The organism is Streptomyces sp. NPDC014734 (assembly GCF_043083325.1).
Taxonomy (GTDB): Bacteria; Actinomycetota; Actinomycetes; order Streptomycetales; family Streptomycetaceae; genus Streptomyces.
In genome coordinates this window covers 484964-506255 of record NZ_JBIBYN010000001.1, presented here as the reverse complement: position 1 = coordinate 506255, position 21292 = coordinate 484964, and the positions used below count along the sequence as shown (strand labels likewise).

Genomic DNA, 21292 nt, shown 5'->3' with positions numbered 1-21292 from the left:
TCCGGGCTCCGGTGCCGGGGCCGCACGATTCCGGTCCCCGGCCCGTCCCAACCGGACATCGTGGCCCGCGGCGGGTTTGCCCGTAGGGCGGGCCAGGGATACTCGCCTCGGGCCGGCGACGGGGGCCGTCCCGGCGTACACGCAGCACGGGGGTGCCTCAGTGGCTGGACGGGCGACGCCGCGCGCACCCGGGCACACCGACGGCGACACCGTCCGCCGTCGGCCCCCGGTCCCCTTCGCGCAGTTCATCGTCAAGGTGCACGGCCGCTGCAACCTGGCCTGCCGCTACTGCTACCTCTACGAGGGCCCCGACCGGACCTGGCGCGACCGCCCGGCCGCCGCCCCGCCCGCCGTCCTGGACCGCACCGCCCACCGGATCGCCGAACACGCGAGCGCCCACGCACTGCGCGGCATCGCCCTCGTCCTGCACGGCGGCGAACCCCTGCTCGCCGGCACCGACCGTCTCGCCGCCCTCACCGACCGGGTGCGCGAGCTGGTCCCCGACTCCTGCGCCGTCCGCACCACCGTGCAGACCAACGGCACACTGCTCACCGACGCGCACGCCACCGCCCTCGCCCGGCACGGCATACGCGTCGGCGTCAGCCTCGACGGCGGCCTGTCCACCCACAACACCCTGCGCACCGACCGCGCCGGGCGCCCCTCCTGGCCCGCCGCCGCTCGCGGCGCCCGGCTCCTCGCCGAGCGGCACCCCGACGCGTACGCGGGCATCCTCACCGTCGTCGACCCCCGCACCGACCCGGTCGAGATGTACGAGTCGCTGCTCGCCCTGCGCCCGCCCGCCCTGGACCTGCTGCTGCCGCACGGCAACTGGACGAACCCCCCACCGGGTCTGCCCGTCCGGCAGCCGCCCCGCACCGGACCCGGAACGGACCGCCCGACCCCGTACGGGGACTGGCTCACCACCGTCTTCGACCGGTGGTGGCGGGCCGGACGGCGCGAGACCCGGATCCGGCTCTTCGAGGAGTGCCTCGCCCTGCTGCTGGGCCTGCCCGCCGCCACCGAATCCCTCGGCCTCGACCCCGTCAACGCGATCGTGATCGAGACCGACGGGACGATCGAGCAGGTGGACTCCCTCAAGTCCGCCTACGACACCGCCGCCGCCACCGGACTCGACGTGTTCCGCCACACCCTCGACGACGCCCTGCGCCACCCCGGCGTCGCCGCACGCCAGGCGGGCGCCGACGCACTCGCCGCCGTCTGCCGCGCCTGCCCGCTGCTGACCGTCTGCGGTGGCGGCCACTACGCACACCGCTACCGCGCCGACCACGGCTTCACCAACCCGTCCGTCTACTGCGCCGATCTCGGACGGCTGATCCGCCACGTCGCGGCCCGGCTGTCCGACGCGACCGCGGGAGCCCGCCGATGATCCCCCCACCCTTGGACCACATGCTGCGCCTGCTCGGCCGCACCGAGGGCGACGCAGACACCCTCCACGTCCTCGTCCGCGACCAGGACACCCGCCGACTCCTCCTGCTGCGCGCCCTGCTCGACGCGGCCGAGGCCGCCCCCGCCTCCCTCTGCCCGCCCCCGGCACTCGACCGGCTGCGACAGGACTGGGCGCTGCTGGAGACCGCCGAACGCGCCGACCGGGCCGCCGTGCGCACCGTCCTGTTCCACCCCTTCACCGGCCCCTGGGCACAGCGCTGCCTGCGCGGTCTCTCCGGTACCGCCACCGATCCCGAACTCACCACCGAGCTGAGGCACCTGGGCGCCCTCGCCGCCGCTTCCGCAATCCGCGCGGGCCTCCCGTTCACCACCCGGCTCACCGCCCGCGAGGGCCTCCTGGCGCTCCCCACCCTCGGCGCCCTGCGGACGGCGTCCTCGACCTCCCCGGTCCGGATCGCCTTCGACGGAACGGAACTGACGGCACGCGAGACAGCGGGCGGGACCCGCCTCACCGCGTACGCGCAACCGGACGGAACCACCGGCTCGGCCGACCCGCGCTGGCTGCCGGTGCTCGCCCTGCCCGCCACACGGCACGGCATCGGCCCCGTGCCGCTGGACGACGTGGACCCGTACCGCACCGACGGCAACGGCCTGCGCCGCCACGGGCTGAGCGCCGCCACCCACATCGACGACCACGACCGCAAGTCCTGGGCCGCCTCCTGGGCCGGGGTGACACCCCTGCTCCGCATCGGCGGCCCGCACCGTCTCGCCGAGACGGCCGTCCTGCTGCGCTGCCTCGTCCCGCTCGGCCCGCCCCCCGGCTCCGCCCCCACCGGCGAGGGCGCGGCCCACTGCAGCGGGACCAGGCGCGAGGCGTTCGGCGCCGTCCTCAGCAGCAGACCGGCCACCGCGGCCTACTTCGCCTCCACCCTCGTCCACGAACTCCAGCACACCAAACTCGCCGCCCTCACCGCCCTCGTACCGCTGCACCACGAGGACCCGGCACCACGCCACTTCGCGCCCTGGCGCTCCGACCCCCGGCCCTTCGACGGGCTCCTCCAGGGCGCCTACTCGCACCTCGCGCTCGCCGACTTCTGGCAACGGTTCGCGCTCGACGCGCGGCGCGTCACCCATCGCGACCTCGCCTGGGCCGAACACGCCCGCTGCCGCGAACAGGTCGGCGCGGTCCTGCCCGTGCTCGCCGGTTCGGCGGCCCTGACCCGCGAGGGCCGCGTCCTGGTCAACGAGATGATCGCGCTCTACCACCGTCTGGACGATTGTCCGCCCCCCGCGGGCCATCTCGCCCGCGCGGAGGCGTATGTGGCCACGGCCCGGGTGATATGGCAGCAGAGGAACGGCTCGTGAACGCGGTGCCGGACCGGCGCCCGTCCACGAAACGTCCGCCGGTACGACGGCGCCCAGGTGTATGTTGACAAAGCTCGGACCGAGGCAGGGAGACGGCTGAATGCCCGTTACGCGTAAGCAAGTTGGAGCCATCGGGGCGCAGACCGTCACCATCAGTTTCGCCGGTTTCAACCGGGCCTGGGCGGCATGGATCGGCGACCGGCTGGAACGGCGCGGGGTGTCGGTCGTCCAGCAGCGCTGGGACCCGCCGGTGGAGATTCCGCTGGAGGAGGCGCTCCGGGACCTGATGCTCGCCCGGGGCCAGGTCCTGGTCATCCTCAGCGACTGGTACTTCCAGCTCGGCCCGCGCAGCCACGAGGAGTGGAACAGGGCGCTGCGCGAGGTCGTCGCCCCCGACCCGGAGCGGTTCGCCGCCGTGTCCGTGACCACGTCCGCACTGCCCGGAGCCACCTCGGTGCTCGCCGCGGCCGATCTGACCCACGTCGGCGCCGACGAGGCCGAACGGCGACTCCTGACGCGCCTGGGACTGCCCGCCGACCCGCTGCCGGAGCCCGCCGAGGACCGGGCCGGGCCCCGCTACCCGGCCGACACCCCCGAGGTGTGGGGCGGGGTGCCGCGGCGCAACACCCGCTTCACCGGCCGCGAGGAACTGCTCAACCAGACCTACCGCGCCCTCCAGGACGCCGGATCCGGCGCCGGGGTCGTGGCCCTGCACGGCATGCCCGGCGTCGGCAAGACCCAACTCGCCGCCGAGTACGTCTACCGCTTCGGCCCCGAGTACGACGTGGTGTGGTGGGTGCCCGCCGACCGCCGCGCCCTCTACCGCCAGAAACTCGCCGAACTCGCCCCGGAACTCGGCCTGTCGACCGGTGCCGAGTACGGCGAACGGCTCCGCGCGGTCCGCGACGCGCTGCGCCGGGGCGAACCGCACTCCCACTGGCTCCTCGTCCTCGACGGCGCGGACGAACCCGAACAGATCTGGGACCTGGTGCCGACCGGCCCCGGACACGTCCTGATCACCTCCCGCAACCCGGAGTGGAGCGAGCACAACAGCAACCTCGTCGAGGTCCCGGTCTACGCCCGCGACGAGTCGGTGGCGTTCGTCCGCCGACGCGCCCCGCGACTGACCCCGGCCGAGGCCGACCAGCTCGCCGAGGCCCTCGAAGACCTGCCGCTCCTCCTCGACCAGACCGCCGGCTGGCTGGGCGACTCCGACATGTCCGTCCAGGAGTACATCGAACTCCTGGAGGGCGGCATCGACCAGGACGTCGTCAAGGTCTCCGCCGACTTCCCGCTCGCCTTCCAGACCGCCTGGTCGATACTCCTCAACAAGCTCAAGGAAACCGTCCCCGAGTCCGTCGACCTGCTGCGCCTGTGCAGCTTCTTCGCACCCGGCTCCATCCCCGTACGGCTGCTGCGGGAGATGCCCCCCGGCGAACTGCCCGAGCAGCTCTCCGGCCTGATGAACGACCCGCTGCTGTGGAACAGGGCCATCGGCCAGCTCCGCCAGTACTCCGTGGTCCGGCTGGAGTCCCACGAGACGCTCGGCGAGGAGTCGTCGTCCGGCGAATCGCTCTACATGCACCGCATGGTCCACCAGATCATCGGCAAGGACATGCCGGAACGCGACCGCCGGGAATTCATCGACGTGGTCCGCCGCGCCCTGGCCGCCGCCGACCCCGGCCGCCCCACCGACACCCGCCTGTGGCCCGCGTACGCCGAGATCACCCCGCACCTGAAGTGGGCCGACGTGCTCAAGAGCACCGAGCCCGCGGTGCAGAGCCTGGTCCTCAACTGCCTGCGCTACATGTACCTCTCCGGGGAGTACCGGGCCGGCATCAAACTCGGCCAACGCGCCATGGCCGCCTGGCGCGAGCTCCTCGGCGAGGACCACCCCAGGGTCTGGGACCTCAGCTACAACTACGCCAACGTGCTGCGGGCCGTGGGCGACTACGCCGGGACGGAGATCATCGAACGGGCCGCCGTCGAGCACCTGCGCGTCGAGCGCGGCGCCCAGGACCTGGAGCACCTGCGCGCCGCCGGTGGTCTCGCCGCCGATCTGCGGGGCCTGGGCCGGTACGACGAGGCGTTCCAGATCTCCAGCTGGATCTACGCCGCGTACCGCGAACTGCTGGGCGAGCTGGACTCGCGCACCCTCAACGCACAGAACAACCTCGCCGTGTCGGTCCGGCTGCTCGGCAGGTACGAGGAGTCCCTGGAGCTCAACCGGAGCACTCTGGACAACCGGCGGCAGCTACTGCGCTCGCGCCACACCTGGACCCTGTTCTCCGAGATCAACTACGCCACCGACCTGCGGCTGCTCGGCAGGTACACCGACGCCCTCTCGCTGCAGAACCAGAGCGTCCGGGTGCACCGGCTGGTCATGGGGCCCGACAACCCGCAGACCCTGCGCGCCGAGCACAACCTCGCGCTGTGCCAGTACCGATCGGGCGATCGCGGCAGGGCCGCCGCCCTCTTCACCCGGGTCCTCGAACGGGCGGAACGCGTGCTGGGCGAGAGCGACCCGTTGACCATGATGTTCGCGGTCAGCCAGAGCTTCTTCGCCCGCGAGCACGGCGACATCGACCGGGCCAGGGACATAAGCGAACAGGTCCTCGCGGGCTACGGGGCGATGCTCGGCCAGGCACACCCCTTCGTGGCGGGCACCCGGGCCAACCACGCCCTGATCCTGCGCAACGTGGGGGAGCGGGACCAGGCCCACGCCCTCCTGGAGGAAGCGCTCGCCGACATGACCTCGGCCGTGGGCGAGAACCACCCCTGGACCCTGGGCTGCGCGATCAACGCCTCGGCGCTGCGCAATCTGGTCGGGGACCCGGAATCCGCGGCGGCCCTCACGGACTCGGTCACCACCCGGGCCGTCGAGGTCCTGGGGCGGACCCATCCGCTGACCCTCTCCGCCCGCATCGCCCACGCCGCGGACCTGCGCGGCCTGCGCGAGCGGCAGCGGGCCCAGAAGGTCGAGGACGAAGCGCTGGGGGACCTGGCGGCGACACTCGGCGCCCAGCACGTCCACACCGTCTCGGCCCGTTCCAGGAACCGCCCGTACTGGGACTTCGAGCCGCCGATCGTCTGAGAGCCCGCCGGATCCCGCACACCGGGGGCCCGGCCCCGCGATCGAGTCGCGGGACCGGGCCCCCGGTGTGCGTACGGTGTCCGGTCAGGCGTCGAAGACCTCGGCGACGAGCTGGGCCTGCTCGGCCTGGTGGCGCTTGGCCGAACCGACCGCCGGGGAGGAGCTGCGCGGCCGCGAGATGCGGCGCAGGCGCTCACCGTGCGGGACGTCGGCGCCGACGGCCAGGTCCAGGTGGTCGATCAGGTTCAGGGCGATGAACGGCCAGGCACCCTGGTTGGCCGGCTCCTCCTGGGCCCACAGGTACTTCTCGGCGTTCGGGTACTTGGCGATCTCGGCCTGGAGCTCGGCACCCGGCAGCGGGTACAGGCGCTCCAGCCGGATGATCGCCGTGTCCGTGACACCGCGCTTGACCCGCTCGGCCTCCAGGTCGTAGTAGACCTTGCCGGAGCAGAAGACGACCTTGCGGACGTCGTTCGCGTTCACCGATTCGTCGCCGATCACCGGGCGGAAGCCGCCGGTGGTGAACTCCTCCACCTTCGACGCGGCCGCCTTGAGACGGAGCATCGACTTCGGGGTGAAGACGACCAGCGGCTTGTGGTGCGGGTTGTGCACCTGCCACCGCAGGAGGTGGAAGTAGTTCGACGGCAGGGTCGGCATGGCGACCGTCATGTTGTTCTGCGCACAGAGCTGGAGGAAGCGCTCCGGGCGGGCGGACGAGTGGTCCGGGCCCTGGCCCTCGTAGCCGTGCGGCAGCAGCAGCGTGACGCCGGAGGTCTGGCCCCACTTCTGCTCGGCGGAGGAGATGAACTCGTCGACGACGGTCTGCGCGCCGTTGACGAAGTCACCGAACTGGGCCTCCCAGACGACCAGCGCGTCCGGGCGGGCCAGCGAGTAGCCGTACTCGAAGCCCATCGCCGCGTACTCGCTGAGCAGCGAGTCGTAGACGTTGTAACGGGCCTGGTCGTCGGCGAGGTAGAGCAGCGGGGTGTAGTCCTCGCCGGTCACCTGGTCGACGAGGACCGCGTGGCGCTGGCCGAAGGTGCCGCGGCGGGTGTCCTGGCCGGCGAGCCGGACCGGGGTGCCCTCCATCAGGAGCGAACCGATGGCCAGGGTCTCGCCCATGCCCCAGTCGATCGTGCCGTTCTCCACCGAGGCCGCGCGGCGCTGCATCTGCGGCATCAGACGCGGGTGGACGGTGATCCGGTCGGGGATGTTGACCTGGGACTCCGCGATGACCTTCACGACCTCCTGGGAGACCGCGGTGGTCACGGCGACCGGGAACTCGGGCTGGACCTCGGGGGTGTGCGCCGGGGCCGGCAGCGAGGTGGCCTCGCGGACCTCCGCGAAGACCTTCTCCAGCTGGCCCTGGAAGTCCTGGAGCGCCTGCTCGGCCTCTTCCAGGGTGATGTCGCCGCGACCGATGAGGGACTCGGTGTAGAGCTTGCGCACCGAGCGCTTCTTGTCGATCAGCGTGTACATCTGCGGGTTGGTGAACTCCGGGTTGTCGCCCTCGTTGTGACCGCGGCGGCGGTAGCAGATGAGGTCGATCACGACGTCCTTGTTGAACGCCTGCCGGAACTCGAAGGCGAGCCGGGCGACCCGGACGACGGCCTCGGGGTCGTCGCCGTTCACGTGGATGATCGGCGCCTCGATCATGCGCGCCACGTCGGTGGCGTACATCGAGGAGCGGGAGGACTCCGGGGCGGCGGTGAAGCCGACCTGGTTGTTGATCACCACGTGCACGGTGCCGCCGGTGCGGTAGCCGCGCAGCTGCGACATGTTGAGCGTCTCGGCGACGACGCCCTGGCCCGCGAAGGCCGCGTCGCCGTGGAGCGCGACGGGCAGGACCGTGAAGTCCGTGCCGCCCTTGTTGATGATGTCCTGCTTGGCGCGGGCGATGCCCTCCAGGACCGGGTCGACCGCCTCCAGGTGCGAGGGGTTGGCGGCCAGCGAGACCTTGATCTGCTCGCCGTCCAGTCCGGTGAAGGTGCCCTCGGCGCCCAGGTGGTACTTCACGTCGCCGGAGCCGTGCATCGACCGGGGGTCGAGGTTGCCCTCGAACTCGCGGAAGATCTGCGCGTACGACTTGCCGACGATGTTCGCCAGCACGTTGAGCCGGCCGCGGTGGGCCATGCCGATGACGACCTCGTCGAGGCGGGCCTCGGCGGCGGAGTCGATGACCGCGTCGAGCAGCGGGATGACGGACTCGCCGCCCTCCAGCGAGAACCGCTTCTGGCCGACGTACTTGGTCTGCAGGAACGTCTCGAACGCCTCGGCGGCGTTCAGCCGGCGCAGGATGCGCAGCTGCTCCTCGCGCTCCGGCTGCGGGGTGCGCGTGCGCTCCACCCGGTCCTGGATCCACTTGCGCTGCTTCGGGTCCTGGATGTGCATGAACTCGATGCCGGTGGTGCGGCAGTACGACTCGCGCAGCACACCGAGGATGTCGCGGAGCTTCATCATCGACTTGCCGGCGAAGCCGCCGACCGCGAAGTCCCGCTCCAGGTCCCACAGGGTGAGGCCGTGCTCGGTGATGTCCAGGTCGGGGTGCTTGCGCTGGCGGTACTCCAGCGGGTCGGTGTCGGCCATGACGTGGCCCCGGACCCGGTAGGAGTGGATCAGCTCGAAGACCCGCGCGGCCTTGGTCACGTCGTTGTCGTGCGAGGCGTCGATGTCCGTGAGCCAGCGGACCGGCTCGTACGGGATGCGCAGCGCCTTGAAGATCTCGTCGTAGAACTCGTTCTCGCCGAGCAGCAGCTGGGAGACGATCCGCAGGAACTCGCCGGAGGCGGCGCCCTGGATGACCCGGTGGTCGTACGTCGAGGTCAGCGTCATGACCTTGGAGATGCCCAGCTTGTTCAGGGTGTCCTGGGAGGTGCCCTGGAACTCGGCCGGGTAGTCCATCGCGCCGACGCCCATGATGAGGCCCTGTCCGGGCATCAGGCGGGGCACCGAGTGGACGGTGCCGATGCCGCCGGGGTTGGTCAGCGAGGCGGTGACGCCGGTGAAGTCGTCCATGCCGAGCTTGCCGCTGCGGGCGCGGCGGACGATGTCCTCGTACGCCTGCCAGAACTCGAAGAAGTTGAGCGTCTCGGCCTTCTTGATGGCCGCGACGACCAGCTGGCGGTCGCCGTTCGGCTTGACCAGGTCGATGGCCAGACCGAGGTTGACGTGCTCCGGCTTGACCAGGGTCGGCTTGCCGTCCTTCACCGCGAAGGAGTGGTTCATCGCCGGCATGGCCTTGAGGGCCTGCACCATCGCGTAGCCGATGAGGTGGGTGAAGGAGATCTTCCCGCCCCGGGCGCGCTTGAGGTGGTTGTTGATGACGATGCGGTTGTCGAAGAGCAGCTTCACCGGGACGGCGCGGACGGACGTGGCCGTCGGCAGCTCCAGCGAGGCGTTCATGTTCTTCGCGACGGCGGCCGACGGGCCGCGCAGCGTCACGTACTCGGGGCCCTCGGGCGCCTGGGCGGCGGGGGCCGCCGCGGGCTTCGCCGGGGTCTCGGCCTTCGCGGCGGGGGCCGGAGCGGCCTTCGCCGGGGCGGCCGGGGCGGCCGGAGCGGCCTGTGCGGGGGCCGGGGCCGGTGCGGCGGGCGCGGGTGCGGCGGGGGCCTTCGCGGCAGGGGCCGGAGCCTGTGCCGGAGTGGCCTGCGGTGCGGCGGCGGTCGGGGCCGCGGCGCCGGGAACGGGCTTGTCCGCCGTGCCGGACGCACCCGGCTTGTAGTCGGCGAAGAAGTCCCACCAGGCGCGATCGACCGAATTGGGATCCTGGAGGTACTGCTGGTAGATCTCGTCGACGAGCCACTCGTTGGGGCCGAAGGCGGCTGCCGGGTCGGAACCCGGGCCTGCTTGGTCGGTCGAGATGCTCGAGTTACTGGGGGACTGAGACGACACGGCGGCAACCGCCCTCTTCCGCTTCACAAGGTGATGGACAGCGGAAATCAAGGCTACGCCTCCCCGGCCGTTCCTCGCAGGCGGGGCCACCCATCGTCGCGCAAGTCACATGGAAAGGCGGGTTTCGAGGGTGGAATTGGCGGGAAACAAGCCTGGTTCCGCTCCATCGCGACAACGCCGGACAAGGGCTACGGCCTCCTGGGCGGTACCCCTGGAAGAGAACACGCAGAACGCGTCCTTCCGGTTCGAACCCTACGTCAACCGCGCGGTCGAGGGATCCCCGGAAGAGTGACTCGAATGCGGCAACCGCGATCGGATTCGGCCACTCCGATCCGGCCGCCGTGCAGATCCACCGCCCAGCGGGCGATCGCCAGGCCGAGGCCCGTGCCGCCGTCGCTGCCGGGCCCGTGCGGCGAGGGCACCTCGCCGCGGTTGAAGCGCTCGAAGACCCGGTGCCGCTCCGGTTCCGGAATGCCGGGCCCCTCGTCCAGCACCTCCAGCGCCAGCGACTCCGGGCCCTCGCCGCGCCGTGCCAGCACCTGCACCCTGCCGTGCGGCGGACTGTGCTTGACAGCGTTGTCGATCAGATTGGCCACCACCTGATGGAGCCGTTCGGTGTCCGCGTACGCGGTCAGCTCCGGCGGCGACACGTCCAGGGCCAGGTGCACGTCCTTGCGGGTGTGGTTCCCGGAACCGGAGGCGAGCTGACGGTGCGAGACGGCGAGATTCGCCTCCTTCAGCACGCCCGACAGATACGGCCACACCTCGAAGCGTCCGGTCCTCAGCGTGACCACACCGTTGTCCAGGCGCGACAGGTCCAGCAGCGTCTCGACCAGCCGGCCGAGCCGCTCCGTCTGCTTCAGCGCCGTGCGCATCGTCTCCGGATCGGCCGAGGACACCCCGTCCACGACGTTCTCCAGCACGGCTCTCAGCGCCGCGATGGGGGTGCGCAGCTCGTGCGAGACGTTGGCCACCAGTTCCTTGCGGTGCCGGTCCACCGCCTCCAGGTCGTCCGCCATGCGGTTGATGGTCTGTGCCAGGTCGCCGAGCTCGTCGCGCCGGTCGGCGCCGCTCACCCGTCTGGTGTAGTCGCCGTGCGAGATCGACCGGGCCACGGTCGTCATCTCGTCCAGCGGTGCGGTGAGACCGTGTGCCACGAACTGGGTGATCAGCAGGGTCGCGATCACCGAGAACACGGTGATGAACCGCAGCTCGGTCCTGGTGCGCAGGGCCACCATCAGCAGCCCGGTGGTGATGAACACCGAGATCACCACGAGCGTTCCCAGCTTGGCCTTGACCGAGAAGGGACGCAGTCCGGAGCCGGGCCGGGTCATGTCGCCGGGGTCTCCAGGGCGTAGCCGACGCCGTGCACGGTACGGATCCGCTCCGCGCCGATCTTCCGGCGCAGGGCCTTGATGTGGCTGTCGACGGTACGGGTGCCGGAGGCGTCCGCCCAGTCCCAGACCTCGGCCAGCAACTGCTCGCGGGAGAGCACCGCGCGCGGGGTGTTGGCGAGGCAGACCAGCAGGTCGAACTCGGTCGGCGTGAGGTGGACGTCCTCGGCGCGCACCCGGACCCGGCGCTGGGCGTGGTCGATCTCCAGCTCGCCCAGGCGCAGGATGCCGCTGCGCGGGGTGACCGCGGCCAGCGCCGCCCGCTCGACCCGGCGCAGCAGAACGTGCACCCGGGCCGCGAGCTCACGCATGGAGAACGGTTTGGTCATGTAGTCGTCGGCGCCGACCCCGAGACCGACGAGCATGTCCGTCTCGTCGTCCCGCGCGGTCAGCATCAGCACCGGCACCGGCCGCTGGGCCTGTACCCGGCGGCAGACCTCCAGGCCGTCGAAGCCCGGAAGCATGATGTCGAGCACCATCAGGTCCGGCTGCCACGCCTCGGCGGCGTCCACCGCCGCGGGCCCGTCGAGTGCGGTCTGCACCAGAAAGCCCTCGGCCCGCAGCCGGGCGGAAATGGCATCGACGATCGTGGCGTCGTCCTCGACCACCAGCACCCGGCGCTGCGCGCCCGGGGTGGCCGCGACGCCGTTGTGGGTGGTGTGTGTCTGTTCCATCGCCCCGCCCCTGCCCGTCCTCCCGGGGGCCGTTCCCCCCGGGACGTACGGTCTTCGCTCGTGGATGTCGTGGGTGATCCCGTCACCCGTTCAGCAGCGTAAAGGCAGTGCACTGCTCTCGGCTACGCAGGGTGTAACGGCCGGGGCGCGCCGAAGTGGCGGAGTGTCGGCCTTGTGGCACTTGGCCCCCCGGTCGTCCGGGGCAAAGGGGAAGGAACGGAGAGGGGAATCAGACCGTCCGGATTGCGAGATGCACCACGTCGGGAACACCTCGGGCAACGCCGACCTCTTCCGTCCTTACTCCACTGAATCCGGCATTCCGCAATGCCTGTTCGAAGTCGGCCGAGGGCTGGGCGGACCAGACCGCGAGGACGCCGCCCGGCGTCAGCCGCTCCCGGCAGTCCGCCAGACCGGCGGGGGAGTACAGGTTCGTGTTGTCCTCGGTGACCGTCCAGTCCGGTCCGTTGTCGATGTCCAGACACAAGGCGTCGTAACGTTCCGTAGTCGTCCGCAGGTGCGCGACGAGGTCCGTGGTGAGGATCGACGTACGGGGATCGGCGAGCGCCGCGCGGGAGATCCGGCCCAGTGGCCCCCGCAGGTGCCACTCCACGATCGCCCGCTCCCGTTCGACGACGGCGATCCGCCCCCAGCGCGGTTCGGCGGCGGCCCGGACGAGCGAGAAGCCGACCCCGAGCCCCCCGACGAGCACCGTCGGCTCCGGCCGGTCGGCGGGCAGTGCGGCCAGGGCGGCGTCGATCAGCAGCCGCTCGGACCGGCCGTCCGAGGTGTCCATGAGGAAGCAGCCGTTGGCGATGATCTCGAAGTCGTCCCCCCGTTCCCGCAGCACCACCTCGCCGTACGGGCCGTCGCGGCGGTCGAGCGTGACGGGGGCGGGAACGTGGGTTCCGGGGCGATCGGGCATGGCGCGGCTCTCCGATGGGCGTCGGACGGGGTCCCCGCCATCCTGGCCGCCCGACGGGGTGGACGGCCAGCCGATTGCCGATGGCGTCACCCGGATCGGCCGGACCGGCGCCCGGGGGCCGTGCGCCGACGGTTCGCGGCCCGCCCCGGGCGTGACACGGGACGCCGCGCCGGCCGTGCACCGGGACTCGTGTCAGGCCGCCGGTCGTCGGCCGCCGCCGGGAAGGCGTGCGACGGCGGAGTCGAGCACGGCACCGAACTCCTGCGGGGTGGTGACCCGCGGGCACGAGGTGACGACCTCGTCACCGGTCAGCACGTCGAGATCCGCCCAGCCGCCGCGGTACAGGACGACGTGGAGTTCGGCGCTTTCGTCGGAGCCCAGGACGCGAACACCGACCGAATCCGGGGCGGCGACGACACCCCGGTCGGTCTCCGGCCGCCGGGGCCACGCGGCGGCCCCGTCCCGCCAGGTGAGCGGACCGGGGGCGTGGCCGGACGCGATCCAGACCGGCAGGCGCGCGACGATCTCGGCGGCGGCCCGATCGAGGTCGATGACGTGATCCATGGGGCGATCCTCGCCGATGCCGCTCCGCCGGGTGCGGTGCGGGGCCGCACCGTGCCCGGGACCCGGCCGCCGCTCCGGGCCGGTCGCCGTGCGGTGAATTCCTGACGAACTGGGGAGCGGCAGAGAGCGTCGCGAGCCCGTCCTCTATTGCTCCGCAGCCTGTTGGCCGGCGCCGACGCGGTCGGCGACTGAGAAGTCGGTCTCGCAGTCCGGGCAGGTCGCGTTCCCGAAGACGTAGGTCAGCACATGGGCGACTTCGTGCTGGCCGTCGCCGAGCGCGATGCCGTGGAGGCGCGAGCCGATGGCTTGCAGGTCCGCGGGGCTCGTCGGGCGGAGCGGGCGGGTTTCGACGGGGCCGTCCGACAGGGCGTAGTCCTCGCTGGTGCAGAAGAAACCGCGTTCGCCGAGGACGACGAAAAGGCTGGTTTCGCATCCGGGGCAGGAGACTTCGTATTCCTCGTTCCCGATTCCCCACGCCAGGTCCTCGCTCCATCCCGCGACGCCCTCGAAGCCGAGCATGGATTCCAGGAGCTCGACGTATTCGGTCCGGTCGGTCGCGGTCCGCAGACGGCGGTTCACCGATGCCAGCAGGGCCGCGATTTCCGTCGAGTGCCGGGTGCGGACATCGCGCGCTTCATGCGGCTGCTCGGCGCCCGCCATGATGGCCCCCGCCAGACCCAGGGCGTTCACGGCCTGTTCCCGGTCTTCGCTCTCGGCCATGTCGGCCAGCCAGGGCAGCGCCGCGAAGCTGGCCGGGTAGACGGTGCCTTGATGGCAGAGCGCGGACCACAGGTCGTTCCAGAGCTCCGGCTCGGGCTCGGAGGCGATGAGTGCCAGCAGGGCGGGTATGTCCTCGGCGGAGCCGTAGGCGTGGCTGAGTTGCGGCCAATCTGTCATGCCGGGGATCGAACCATGCCCGTGGCTGCCGGGGACGAGGGGGCGGCCACTCTCCGGCCCGGGAGGTGAACCCGCGGGACGGTGATCGGGCCCTGCCGGGTGCGTACGAAAACCCGGGACGGGCCGGAGGGGCCGTAGGGGACCTCCCGGACCGGAAAGGAGCGCGCGGAGCGTCGTGCGGTCGGGCCTTCCGGCCGGCAGCACCGCCGCGCAGATCGTGCGGGTGGTGACAACGGCCGCCCCTGATCGCTCACGGCGAACACGCTCGGGGAACAAGGGAACGCTCAGGAGCATTGAGTCTGCATAGCTCAACTTGACTGCCGAAGGGGAGATCATGGCTACTGAGTCCAATGCGGTCACTCCGCTCGCCCTGCCCGTGCTGCCGCTCGACGACGAGGTCGTGCTGCCCGGGATGGTGGTGCCCCTGGACCTGTCCGACACCGAGGTGCGCGCCGCCGTGGAGGCCGCGCAGGCCGCAGCCCGCGAGGGCGGCGGGAAGCCCGAGGTGCTGCTCGTGCCGCGCATCGACGGGACCTACACCGGAACCGGTGTCCTCGGCACCGTCGAGCAGGTCGGGCGGCTGTCGGACGGAGATCCGGGCGCACTCATCCGCGGCCGGGGCCGGGTGCGGATCGGGGCCGGGACCAGCGGACCGGGCGGGGCGCTGTGGGTGGAGGGGACGCGGGTCGACGCCGTCGTGCCCGACCCCCTTCCGGGCGCCGCCGCCGAACTCGTCAAGGAGTACAAGGCGCTCGCCACGAGCTGGCTGAAGAAGCGCGGGGCCTGGCAGGTCGTGGACCGGGTCCAGCAGATCGAGGACATCTCCGCGCTCGCCGACGATTCCGGATACTCGCCCTTCCTGACCACCGCCCAGAAGGTGCGGCTCCTGGAGACCGCGGACCCGGTCGCCCGGCTGAAGCTCGCCATCCAGTGGCTCGGCGAACACCTCGCCGAACAGGACGTCGCCGAGTCCATCGCCAAGGACGTCCAGGAGGGCGTCGACAAGCAACAGCGCGAATTCCTGCTGCGGCGCCAGCTGGACGCCGTCCGCAAGGAGCTCGCCGGACTCAACGGGGACCCGGAGGACGAGTCCGACGACTACCGGGTGCGCGTCGAGGCCGCCGACCTTCCCGAGCACGTCCGCGAGGCGGCGCTCAAGGAGGTCGACAAGCTGGAGCGCGCCTCCGACCAGAGCCCGGAGGGCTCCTGGATCCGCACCTGGCTCGACACCGTCCTCGAACTGCCGTGGACGAAGCGGACCGAGGACGCCTACGACATCCGCGGTGCCCGGGAGATCCTGGACGCCGAGCACGCGGGCCTCCAGGACGTGAAGGAGCGGATCACCGAGTACCTCGCCGTGCGCAAGCGGCGCTCCGACCGGGGCCTCGGCGTCGTCGGCGGCAGGCGCGGCGGTGCCGTGCTGGCGCTGGTCGGACCGCCCGGTGTCGGCAAGACCTCGCTCGGCCAGTCGGTGGCGCACGCCATGGGCCGCGAGTTCGTCCGCGTCGCGCTCGGCGGTGTCCGCGACGAGGCGGAGATCAGGGGCCACCGGCGCACCTACGTCGGCGCGCTGCCGGGCCGCATCGTCCGAGCCGTCAAGGAGGCCGGTTCGATGAACCCGGTCGTCCTGCTCGACGAGATCGACAAGGTCGGCTCCGACTTCCGGGGCGACCCGGCGGCGGCCCTCCTCGAAGTTCTCGACCCGGCCCAGAACCACACGTTCCGCGACCACTATCTGGAGGTCGAACTCGACCTCAGCGACGTCGTGTTCCTGGCCACCGCCAATGTGCTCGAAGCCATCCCGGAGGCCCTGCTCGACCGCATGGAGCTGGTCCGGCTCGACGGCTACACCGAGGACGAGAAGGTCGTCATCGCCCGCGACCACCTGGTCCCGCGCCAGCTGGAACGGGCCGGTCTGGCGACGGACGAGGTGACGCTCGACGAGTCCGCGCTGCGCAGGCTGGCCGGCGAGTACACCCGCGAGGCGGGCGTGCGGAACCTGGAACGGGCAGTCGCCCGGCTGCTCCGCAAGGTCGCCGCCCAGCACGAGCTGGGTGACCGGGAGCTGCCGTTCACGGTCACCGAGGCCGATCTGCGCGCGCTGATCGGACGGCCGCACCACGTGCCCGAGTCGGCCCAGGACCCGGCCGAGCGCCGCACCTCGGTGCCGGGCGTGGCCACCGGACTCGCGGTGACCGGCGCGGGCGGCGACGTGCTGTTCGTGGAGGCGTCGCTGGCCGACCCGGAGACCGGGGCCTCCGGACTGACCCTCACCGGGCAGCTCGGCGACGTGATGAAGGAGTCCGCGCAGATCGCGCTGAGCTTCCTCAGGTCGCACGGCGCGGAGCTTGAGCTGCCGGTGGCGGACCTCAAGGACCGCGGGGTGCACATCCACTTCCCGGCGGGAGCGGTTCCCAAGGACGGCCCGAGCGCGGGCATCACGATGACGACGGCGCTGGCCTCCCTGCTCTCCGGGCGGCAGGTCCGCACGGACGTGGCGATGACCGGCGAGGTCTCGCTGACCGGGCGGGTGCTGCCGATCGGTGGCCTGAAGCAGAAGCTGCTCGCCGCGCACCGGGCCGGGATCACCACCGTGGTGATCCCCCGGCGGAACGAGGCCGATCTGGACGAGGTGCCGGCCGAGGTGCTGGACACCCTGGACGTGCACCCGGTGACGGACGTCCGCCAGGTGCTGGAGATCGCCCTGACCCCGGCCTCCGCCGCCCGGCCCGAGGAGAGGATCCCGGCCGCGGCGTGACGGCCGCGGTGTGACGGACGCGGCGCCACGCACGCGACCGGCACGGACGGTCCGCCCGCCCATCGAGGGCGCGCGGACCGTTCCGTGCGCGGGCCCGACGCGTCCGGACCGTCTTGACGGGCGCCGAGGGGCTGCGGGTCGACGGCGATCTGGTGGTCTTCACCGGGTACGCCCCCTTCGGCGGCCGGCACGTCGGCCACGTCAACACCCGGACCGGCGACCAGGCCCACGTGGACGGCGGCAGGTACCGGCTCCCCACCGCCGCGGGCTCGGTCAGGGGCGACACGATCGCCTACGGGAAGCTCCGCCCCGGCGAGGGCGAGCGAGGGGGTGGCAGTTGACCCCGGACGGCTCGCGCGTCGAGCGGGTGTCCTGCAACCGCGGTGAGCAGTCGTACGCGGCCGCCGACGGCGGCGGCCGGGTGGTGTGGGTCGACGGCGCCACCGGCTGCACCGACCTGGTGACCGGGCAGCGGCCCGCGGGCAACTGTGGCTGACGGCGGGACGGTTCGTACGGCTCTCAGGCCCCCGGTGCCGACGCGCCGGAGGTTCGGCGTTCCAGGATCACGGGTGGTAGACGGTGCCCGGGACCGGCTCGGCGGGGGCCATCAGTTCCGGCACGGTGACGAAGGTGTAGCCCCGCTTCTTCAGTTCGTCGATGATGCCCGGCACCGCGGGCACCGTCCCCTTGTAGATGTCGTGCAGCAGGATGATGCCGTCCTTGCCCGCCTGGTCCAGGATGCGCTTCCTGATCAGCGCCGAGTCGGTGGTGGAGTAGTCCTTCGCGGTGGCGCTCCACAGCACCTCCGACAGCCCCAGGTCCTTGCTGATCTGCGAGACGGTCTCGTCGGTGCGGCCCTGCGGCGGGCGCATCAGGCGCGGCTTCCTGCCGGTTATCTCCGCTATCGCGTTCTGGGTCTTCTCCAGCTCGGCCCGTATCTCGGCCGGCTTCCGGTCGGTGAGGATCTTGTGCGTCCAGGTGTGGTTGGCCACCTCGTGCCCCTCGTCGGCGATCCTGCGCACGGTGTCCGGGTACTTCTTGACGTGGTTCTTGCCCAGCAGGAAGAAGGTCGCGTGCACCTTCTTCTCCTTGAGGACGTCCAGCAGATGCGGGGTGTCCTCGCCCGGCCCCGCGTCGAAGGTCAGCGCTATGCACTTCGCCTTGCGGCAGTCCGCCGGGCCGAAGGAGCCCTTGGCGTCGGAGCCCGCGTCCGCCCGGGCCGCGGCCGGCGCGGTGGTGTCCGAGGAACAGCCGGCCAGCGTCAGGGTGAGTGCCGTCACAAGGGCGGCGGCCAACCCCGTACCGATCGGCTTCGTCTTCAAGGGCACGGCGGGTCACTCCTCCACAGCTGGGCCGGACACACGATGTGCGGCGCAGATGGACTATACACATGGTGTATAGAGGGGTCGGGGGAGGGGTGGAGAAATCGAATGAGGACATGAAGTGCCCGGTGAGGGCTCGAAAACGGGTCGAGCCCCCGGCGATGGGTGGTCGCTGGGGGCTCGGCTGTGCGAAGCGGTCGATCCGGGTGGCGCGCTGGGCCGCGCGGCGGACGCGGCGGGCCGGGTCAGCCGTTCGCGAGGGCCTGCACACGGTCGTAGGCGCCGTTGAAGTGGCTGTGGTCGCCCACGTACGGGCCGGACGAGGTGTACTGCCACATCGTGTAGAAGCCCCAGCCGGCCGGGAGTTCGCCGACGGCGCTCGCGTAGCGGGCCACCCACAGCGGGTTGGTGGCGCCGAAGCCCGCGTTGTTGCCGGTGCAGTCCTTCCACCAGCTCGTCGCGGTGTAGATGACCGCGTCGCGGCCGGTGCGCGCCTTGTAGGTGTTCACGAAGTCGCGGATCCAGTTGACCATGGCCGCCTGGCTCAGGCCGTAGCACTGCGCGCCGTACGGGTTCCACTCGATGTCGAGCGCGCCGGGCAGAGTCCGGCCGTCCTTGGACCAGCCGCCGCCGTGGTCCACGAAGTAGTTGGCCTGGGCGGCGCCGCTCGTGGTGTTCGGGGTGGCGAAGTGGTACGAGCCGCGGATCATGCCTACGTTGTACGAGCCGTTGTACTGCTGCGCGAAGTAGGGGTTCGTGTAGTACGTGCCCTCGGTGGCCTTGGTGTAGGCCCATCGCACGCCGCTGCCGGAGAGTGTCGGCCAGTCGACGTTGCCCTGGTAGCTGGCGACGTCCACGCCCTCGGTCTGGGCGGCGCGGGTGTCGCGCGGCAGGCCGCCCTGACCGTCGTGGGCGACGACGCCCATGCCCATCGTGGCCGTGCCGCGGGCGGGCTTCTTGGCCGCGGCGGCGTCGGCGGTGTCCGTGGCGCTCGCCGCGCCGGGCAGGGCGAGGAGAAGGGAAAGGGCTGCGAGCAGGGTCCCGGCCGCCGCGAGGCGCGAGCGGCGGGGCGTTCCGGATGCGGATCTGAGCACCGGCATGTGAGTGCCTCCGAGGCGTTGGTGGGGGGACGCGCTGATCCCGGGGGGAGCCGGGCGCACCCCCCGTCGGCATGTCATGGTGTGAACATGCCAGGCATGACGCTACGCACGTAGACCCGTGCTGCGGAAGAGGGGCGGGGTGCCGTCACTGGTCTATGCCTGCGAAATACTGATCGAGCTGCGGCAATGACCAGCGGCGGAAGAAACTTTCAGCGACAGGAAAGCTCGTGAGGGGTGTTGACGTGCACGGGAGCGAAAGCGGTAGTGAACGCGGCGCGACCGGTGGAAGTGGTGTGGACCACGCATTCCTGGCCCTGGAAAGGGAGTTGGCCGTCTTCCTGCGCCGGGCGCGCGCCAACTCCGGGGAGATGGCGCGCGAGGTCCATCCCGAACTGGAGCCCGCCGCGTATGGACTTCTCGTACGGCTGGAGTCGGCCGGATGGCAGCGGGCCACCGATCTCGCGGCCTACTTCGGCGTCGGCAAGGCGACCATGAGCCGTCAACTTCGGGCCCTGGAGGGACTCGGGCTGGTGGCGCGCGAGCCCGATCCGGCCGATGGGCGGGCCTTCCTCGTCCACCTCACCGGCGAGGGGCTGGCCCGCTACCGCAGTGTCCGCGACGCCCGCCGGGACCGCTACGTGCGCAAGCTCGCCGACTGGGACCGGGCCGAGGTCGCCGAACTCGCCCGTCTGCTACAGCACTTGAACACCCGCGCGGAGGACTGACGCCGTTCGCCGGCATGCGACGGACCGGCCTCGCGACGTTGCGGCCCGCGCCGGCACGGCGATACGGAGTCACGGCGTCATCGGGATCGCTGTCACGGCCCCACGCCCCACGCCCCCACGGCGGCACAGCCTCACGGCTCCACGGCGGCACGGCCTGATGTCGTCACGTCGTCACGTCGTCACGTCGTCACGGCGTCACCAGGGTCGCCGTCGCGTCGTCATGCGTCTTGCTGCGGCGCAGGTGCACCCGCCCGGTGTCCTCGTCCTCCAGCGACCTGACCCGGTCGATCAGCCCCTGGGGTCCCTCTTCGCCGAGCACCGCGAGGCAGTCCGCCCAGTCGCCCTCGTGGAACATCTCGACCCAGCGTCCGGCCCCGTCGGTGAGGGCCGCCAGACTCCGCACCTCGGCGAGCGGGGTGCGCCCGGTGACGGCGCGGGCGGCCACGGACGGATCGGCGGCGGCGGTGAAGAAGCCGCCCTCCTTGTTCCGGAACCGCGCGTCGACGGCCGCCTCGTCGGTCAGCGCACCCGGCGGCAGCCGGTCCAGGCGGTCGTCGACGTGGGGGCGGGCGCTTCCGTCGGACATCTCGAACAGCAGCACGGAATCGGAGAGCACCAGGTGCTCGATCTCGTGTGTGTCCCAGCGGGCCAGGACGACCGTCGCCTGTGGCGTCCGCGCGTGAGAAAGGTCACACGAGGGCCGGTGGGTCTCGGCGGTGCGTCGAATGGACTCGGCCAAGATCTCCTGGAGGGTCAGATCCTGTCGTGAACCGGACAGTTCCATCAGTGATCCGCCCAGTCGTGCCGTGAACCAGGGGACCGAGTGCACACAACCGTCATCGCCGCGCGGTGGAGTCACCCCGTCCAGCAGGACGAGTGTCCCGCCCTGGCCGGAAGCGGGAAGGGCGGTGGCGACCCAGTCCTCGTTCGGGCGGTCGGCGCTGCCGGCGGCGGTGGCGAGTTCGATACGCATGCGGCCAGTCTGCACGACGCCTTCACGAACCCTGCACGTGGCTGAAATTGGCCTATACCAGCAGGTCAGACGGCTGGGCGGGGTGGAATGGGGGGCTCCGTGCGCGTTGCGGGCGGGCATCTTCCCAAAGCATGGACGGAAGTTCCAGCCGACGGTTCGGGTGTGGCGGAAAGGCCTCCGGGGGAGACTTGTTCGTCAACTCTGGA

The 21292-nt window shown here is 71.6% G+C and carries 16 protein-coding genes; 7 read left to right on the top strand and 9 right to left on the bottom strand.

What is annotated here, in order from left to right:
- The first annotated feature begins 247 nt into the window (after positions 1-247).
- From ACF1CT_RS02195 to fxsT, 3 genes are all read left to right on the top strand, one after another.
- Entirely contained in the window at positions 248-1387 is a 1140-nt protein-coding gene (locus tag ACF1CT_RS02195) for an FxsB family cyclophane-forming radical SAM/SPASM peptide maturase (RefSeq protein WP_391782165.1), read from the top strand.
- Positions 1384-2772 (top strand): aKG-HExxH-type peptide beta-hydroxylase, encoded by a 1389-nt coding sequence (locus tag ACF1CT_RS02190; RefSeq protein WP_391781827.1) that lies wholly within the window; start codon positions 1384-1386, stop codon positions 2770-2772. Before ACF1CT_RS02195 ends, ACF1CT_RS02190 begins: the two co-directional genes overlap by 4 nt.
- Positions 2773-2872: 100 nt before the next feature.
- The gene (fxsT, locus tag ACF1CT_RS02185) at positions 2873-5866 is read left to right on the top strand and encodes an FxSxx-COOH system tetratricopeptide repeat protein (protein ID WP_391781826.1); all 2994 of its coding nucleotides are present in this window, start codon (positions 2873-2875) and stop codon (positions 5864-5866) included.
- Positions 5867-5950: 84 nt separating this feature from the next.
- On the opposite strand, the gene ACF1CT_RS02180 is transcribed toward fxsT, so the two are convergent.
- The 6 genes from ACF1CT_RS02180 to ACF1CT_RS02155 all read right to left on the bottom strand — a co-directional run bounded on the left by ACF1CT_RS02180 (position 5951) and on the right by ACF1CT_RS02155 (position 14208).
- The gene (locus tag ACF1CT_RS02180) at positions 5951-9757 is read right to left on the bottom strand and encodes a multifunctional oxoglutarate decarboxylase/oxoglutarate dehydrogenase thiamine pyrophosphate-binding subunit/dihydrolipoyllysine-residue succinyltransferase subunit (protein ID WP_391781825.1); all 3807 of its coding nucleotides are present in this window, start codon (positions 9755-9757) and stop codon (positions 5951-5953) included.
- A gap of 257 nt (positions 9758-10014) precedes the next feature.
- Entirely contained in the window at positions 10015-11091 is a 1077-nt protein-coding gene (locus tag ACF1CT_RS02175) for an ATP-binding protein (protein WP_391781824.1), read from the bottom strand.
- Positions 11088-11825, bottom strand: a complete 738-nt coding sequence (locus tag ACF1CT_RS02170; protein ID WP_391781823.1) for a response regulator transcription factor — start codon at positions 11823-11825, stop codon at positions 11088-11090. Before ACF1CT_RS02170 ends, ACF1CT_RS02175 begins: the two co-directional genes overlap by 4 nt.
- Before the next feature lie 229 nt (positions 11826-12054).
- Positions 12055-12747, bottom strand: coding sequence for a spermidine synthase (locus tag ACF1CT_RS02165; RefSeq protein ID WP_391781822.1), 693 nt, complete (start codon positions 12745-12747; stop codon positions 12055-12057).
- Between the two features lie 192 nt (positions 12748-12939).
- A complete protein-coding gene (locus ACF1CT_RS02160; RefSeq protein ID WP_391781821.1) occupies positions 12940-13311 on the bottom strand; it encodes a hypothetical protein in 372 nt (123 codons plus the stop codon).
- 144 nt (positions 13312-13455) lie between these two features.
- Positions 13456-14208 carry a hypothetical protein gene (locus ACF1CT_RS02155; RefSeq protein WP_391781820.1) on the bottom strand — a complete coding sequence of 251 codons (753 nt, stop codon included), beginning with the start codon at positions 14206-14208 and terminating at the stop codon, positions 13456-13458.
- A 334-nt stretch (positions 14209-14542) separates the two neighbouring features.
- Between ACF1CT_RS02155 and lon the strand changes: the two genes are divergently transcribed.
- The 3 genes from lon to ACF1CT_RS02140 all read left to right on the top strand — a co-directional run bounded on the left by lon (position 14543) and on the right by ACF1CT_RS02140 (position 17462).
- Positions 14543-16966 carry an endopeptidase La gene (gene lon / locus ACF1CT_RS02150; RefSeq protein ID WP_391781819.1) on the top strand — a complete coding sequence of 808 codons (2424 nt, stop codon included), beginning with the start codon at positions 14543-14545 and terminating at the stop codon, positions 16964-16966.
- A 113-nt stretch (positions 16967-17079) separates the two neighbouring features.
- A complete protein-coding gene (locus ACF1CT_RS02145; RefSeq protein ID WP_391781818.1) occupies positions 17080-17307 on the top strand; it encodes a hypothetical protein in 228 nt (75 codons plus the stop codon).
- Positions 17304-17462, top strand: coding sequence for a hypothetical protein (locus ACF1CT_RS02140; protein WP_391781817.1), 159 nt, complete (start codon positions 17304-17306; stop codon positions 17460-17462). Before ACF1CT_RS02145 ends, ACF1CT_RS02140 begins: the two co-directional genes overlap by 4 nt.
- A gap of 67 nt (positions 17463-17529) precedes the next feature.
- Here ACF1CT_RS02140 and ACF1CT_RS02135 read toward each other — a convergent pair whose 3' ends face one another.
- A complete protein-coding gene (locus ACF1CT_RS02135; protein ID WP_391781816.1) occupies positions 17530-18294 on the bottom strand; it encodes a polysaccharide deacetylase family protein in 765 nt (254 codons plus the stop codon).
- Positions 18295-18533: 239 nt separating this feature from the next.
- Positions 18534-19388: a lysozyme gene (locus ACF1CT_RS02130; protein WP_391781815.1), complete on the bottom strand. Its 855-nt coding sequence runs from the start codon at positions 19386-19388 to the stop codon at positions 18534-18536.
- A 242-nt stretch (positions 19389-19630) separates the two neighbouring features.
- Between ACF1CT_RS02130 and ACF1CT_RS02125 the strand changes: the two genes are divergently transcribed.
- Entirely contained in the window at positions 19631-20113 is a 483-nt protein-coding gene (locus tag ACF1CT_RS02125) for a MarR family winged helix-turn-helix transcriptional regulator (RefSeq protein ID WP_391781814.1), read from the top strand.
- A 187-nt stretch (positions 20114-20300) separates the two neighbouring features.
- Here ACF1CT_RS02125 and ACF1CT_RS02120 read toward each other — a convergent pair whose 3' ends face one another.
- Positions 20301-21086, bottom strand: coding sequence for a hypothetical protein (locus ACF1CT_RS02120; protein ID WP_391781813.1), 786 nt, complete (start codon positions 21084-21086; stop codon positions 20301-20303).
- Positions 21087-21292 lie beyond the last annotated feature (206 nt).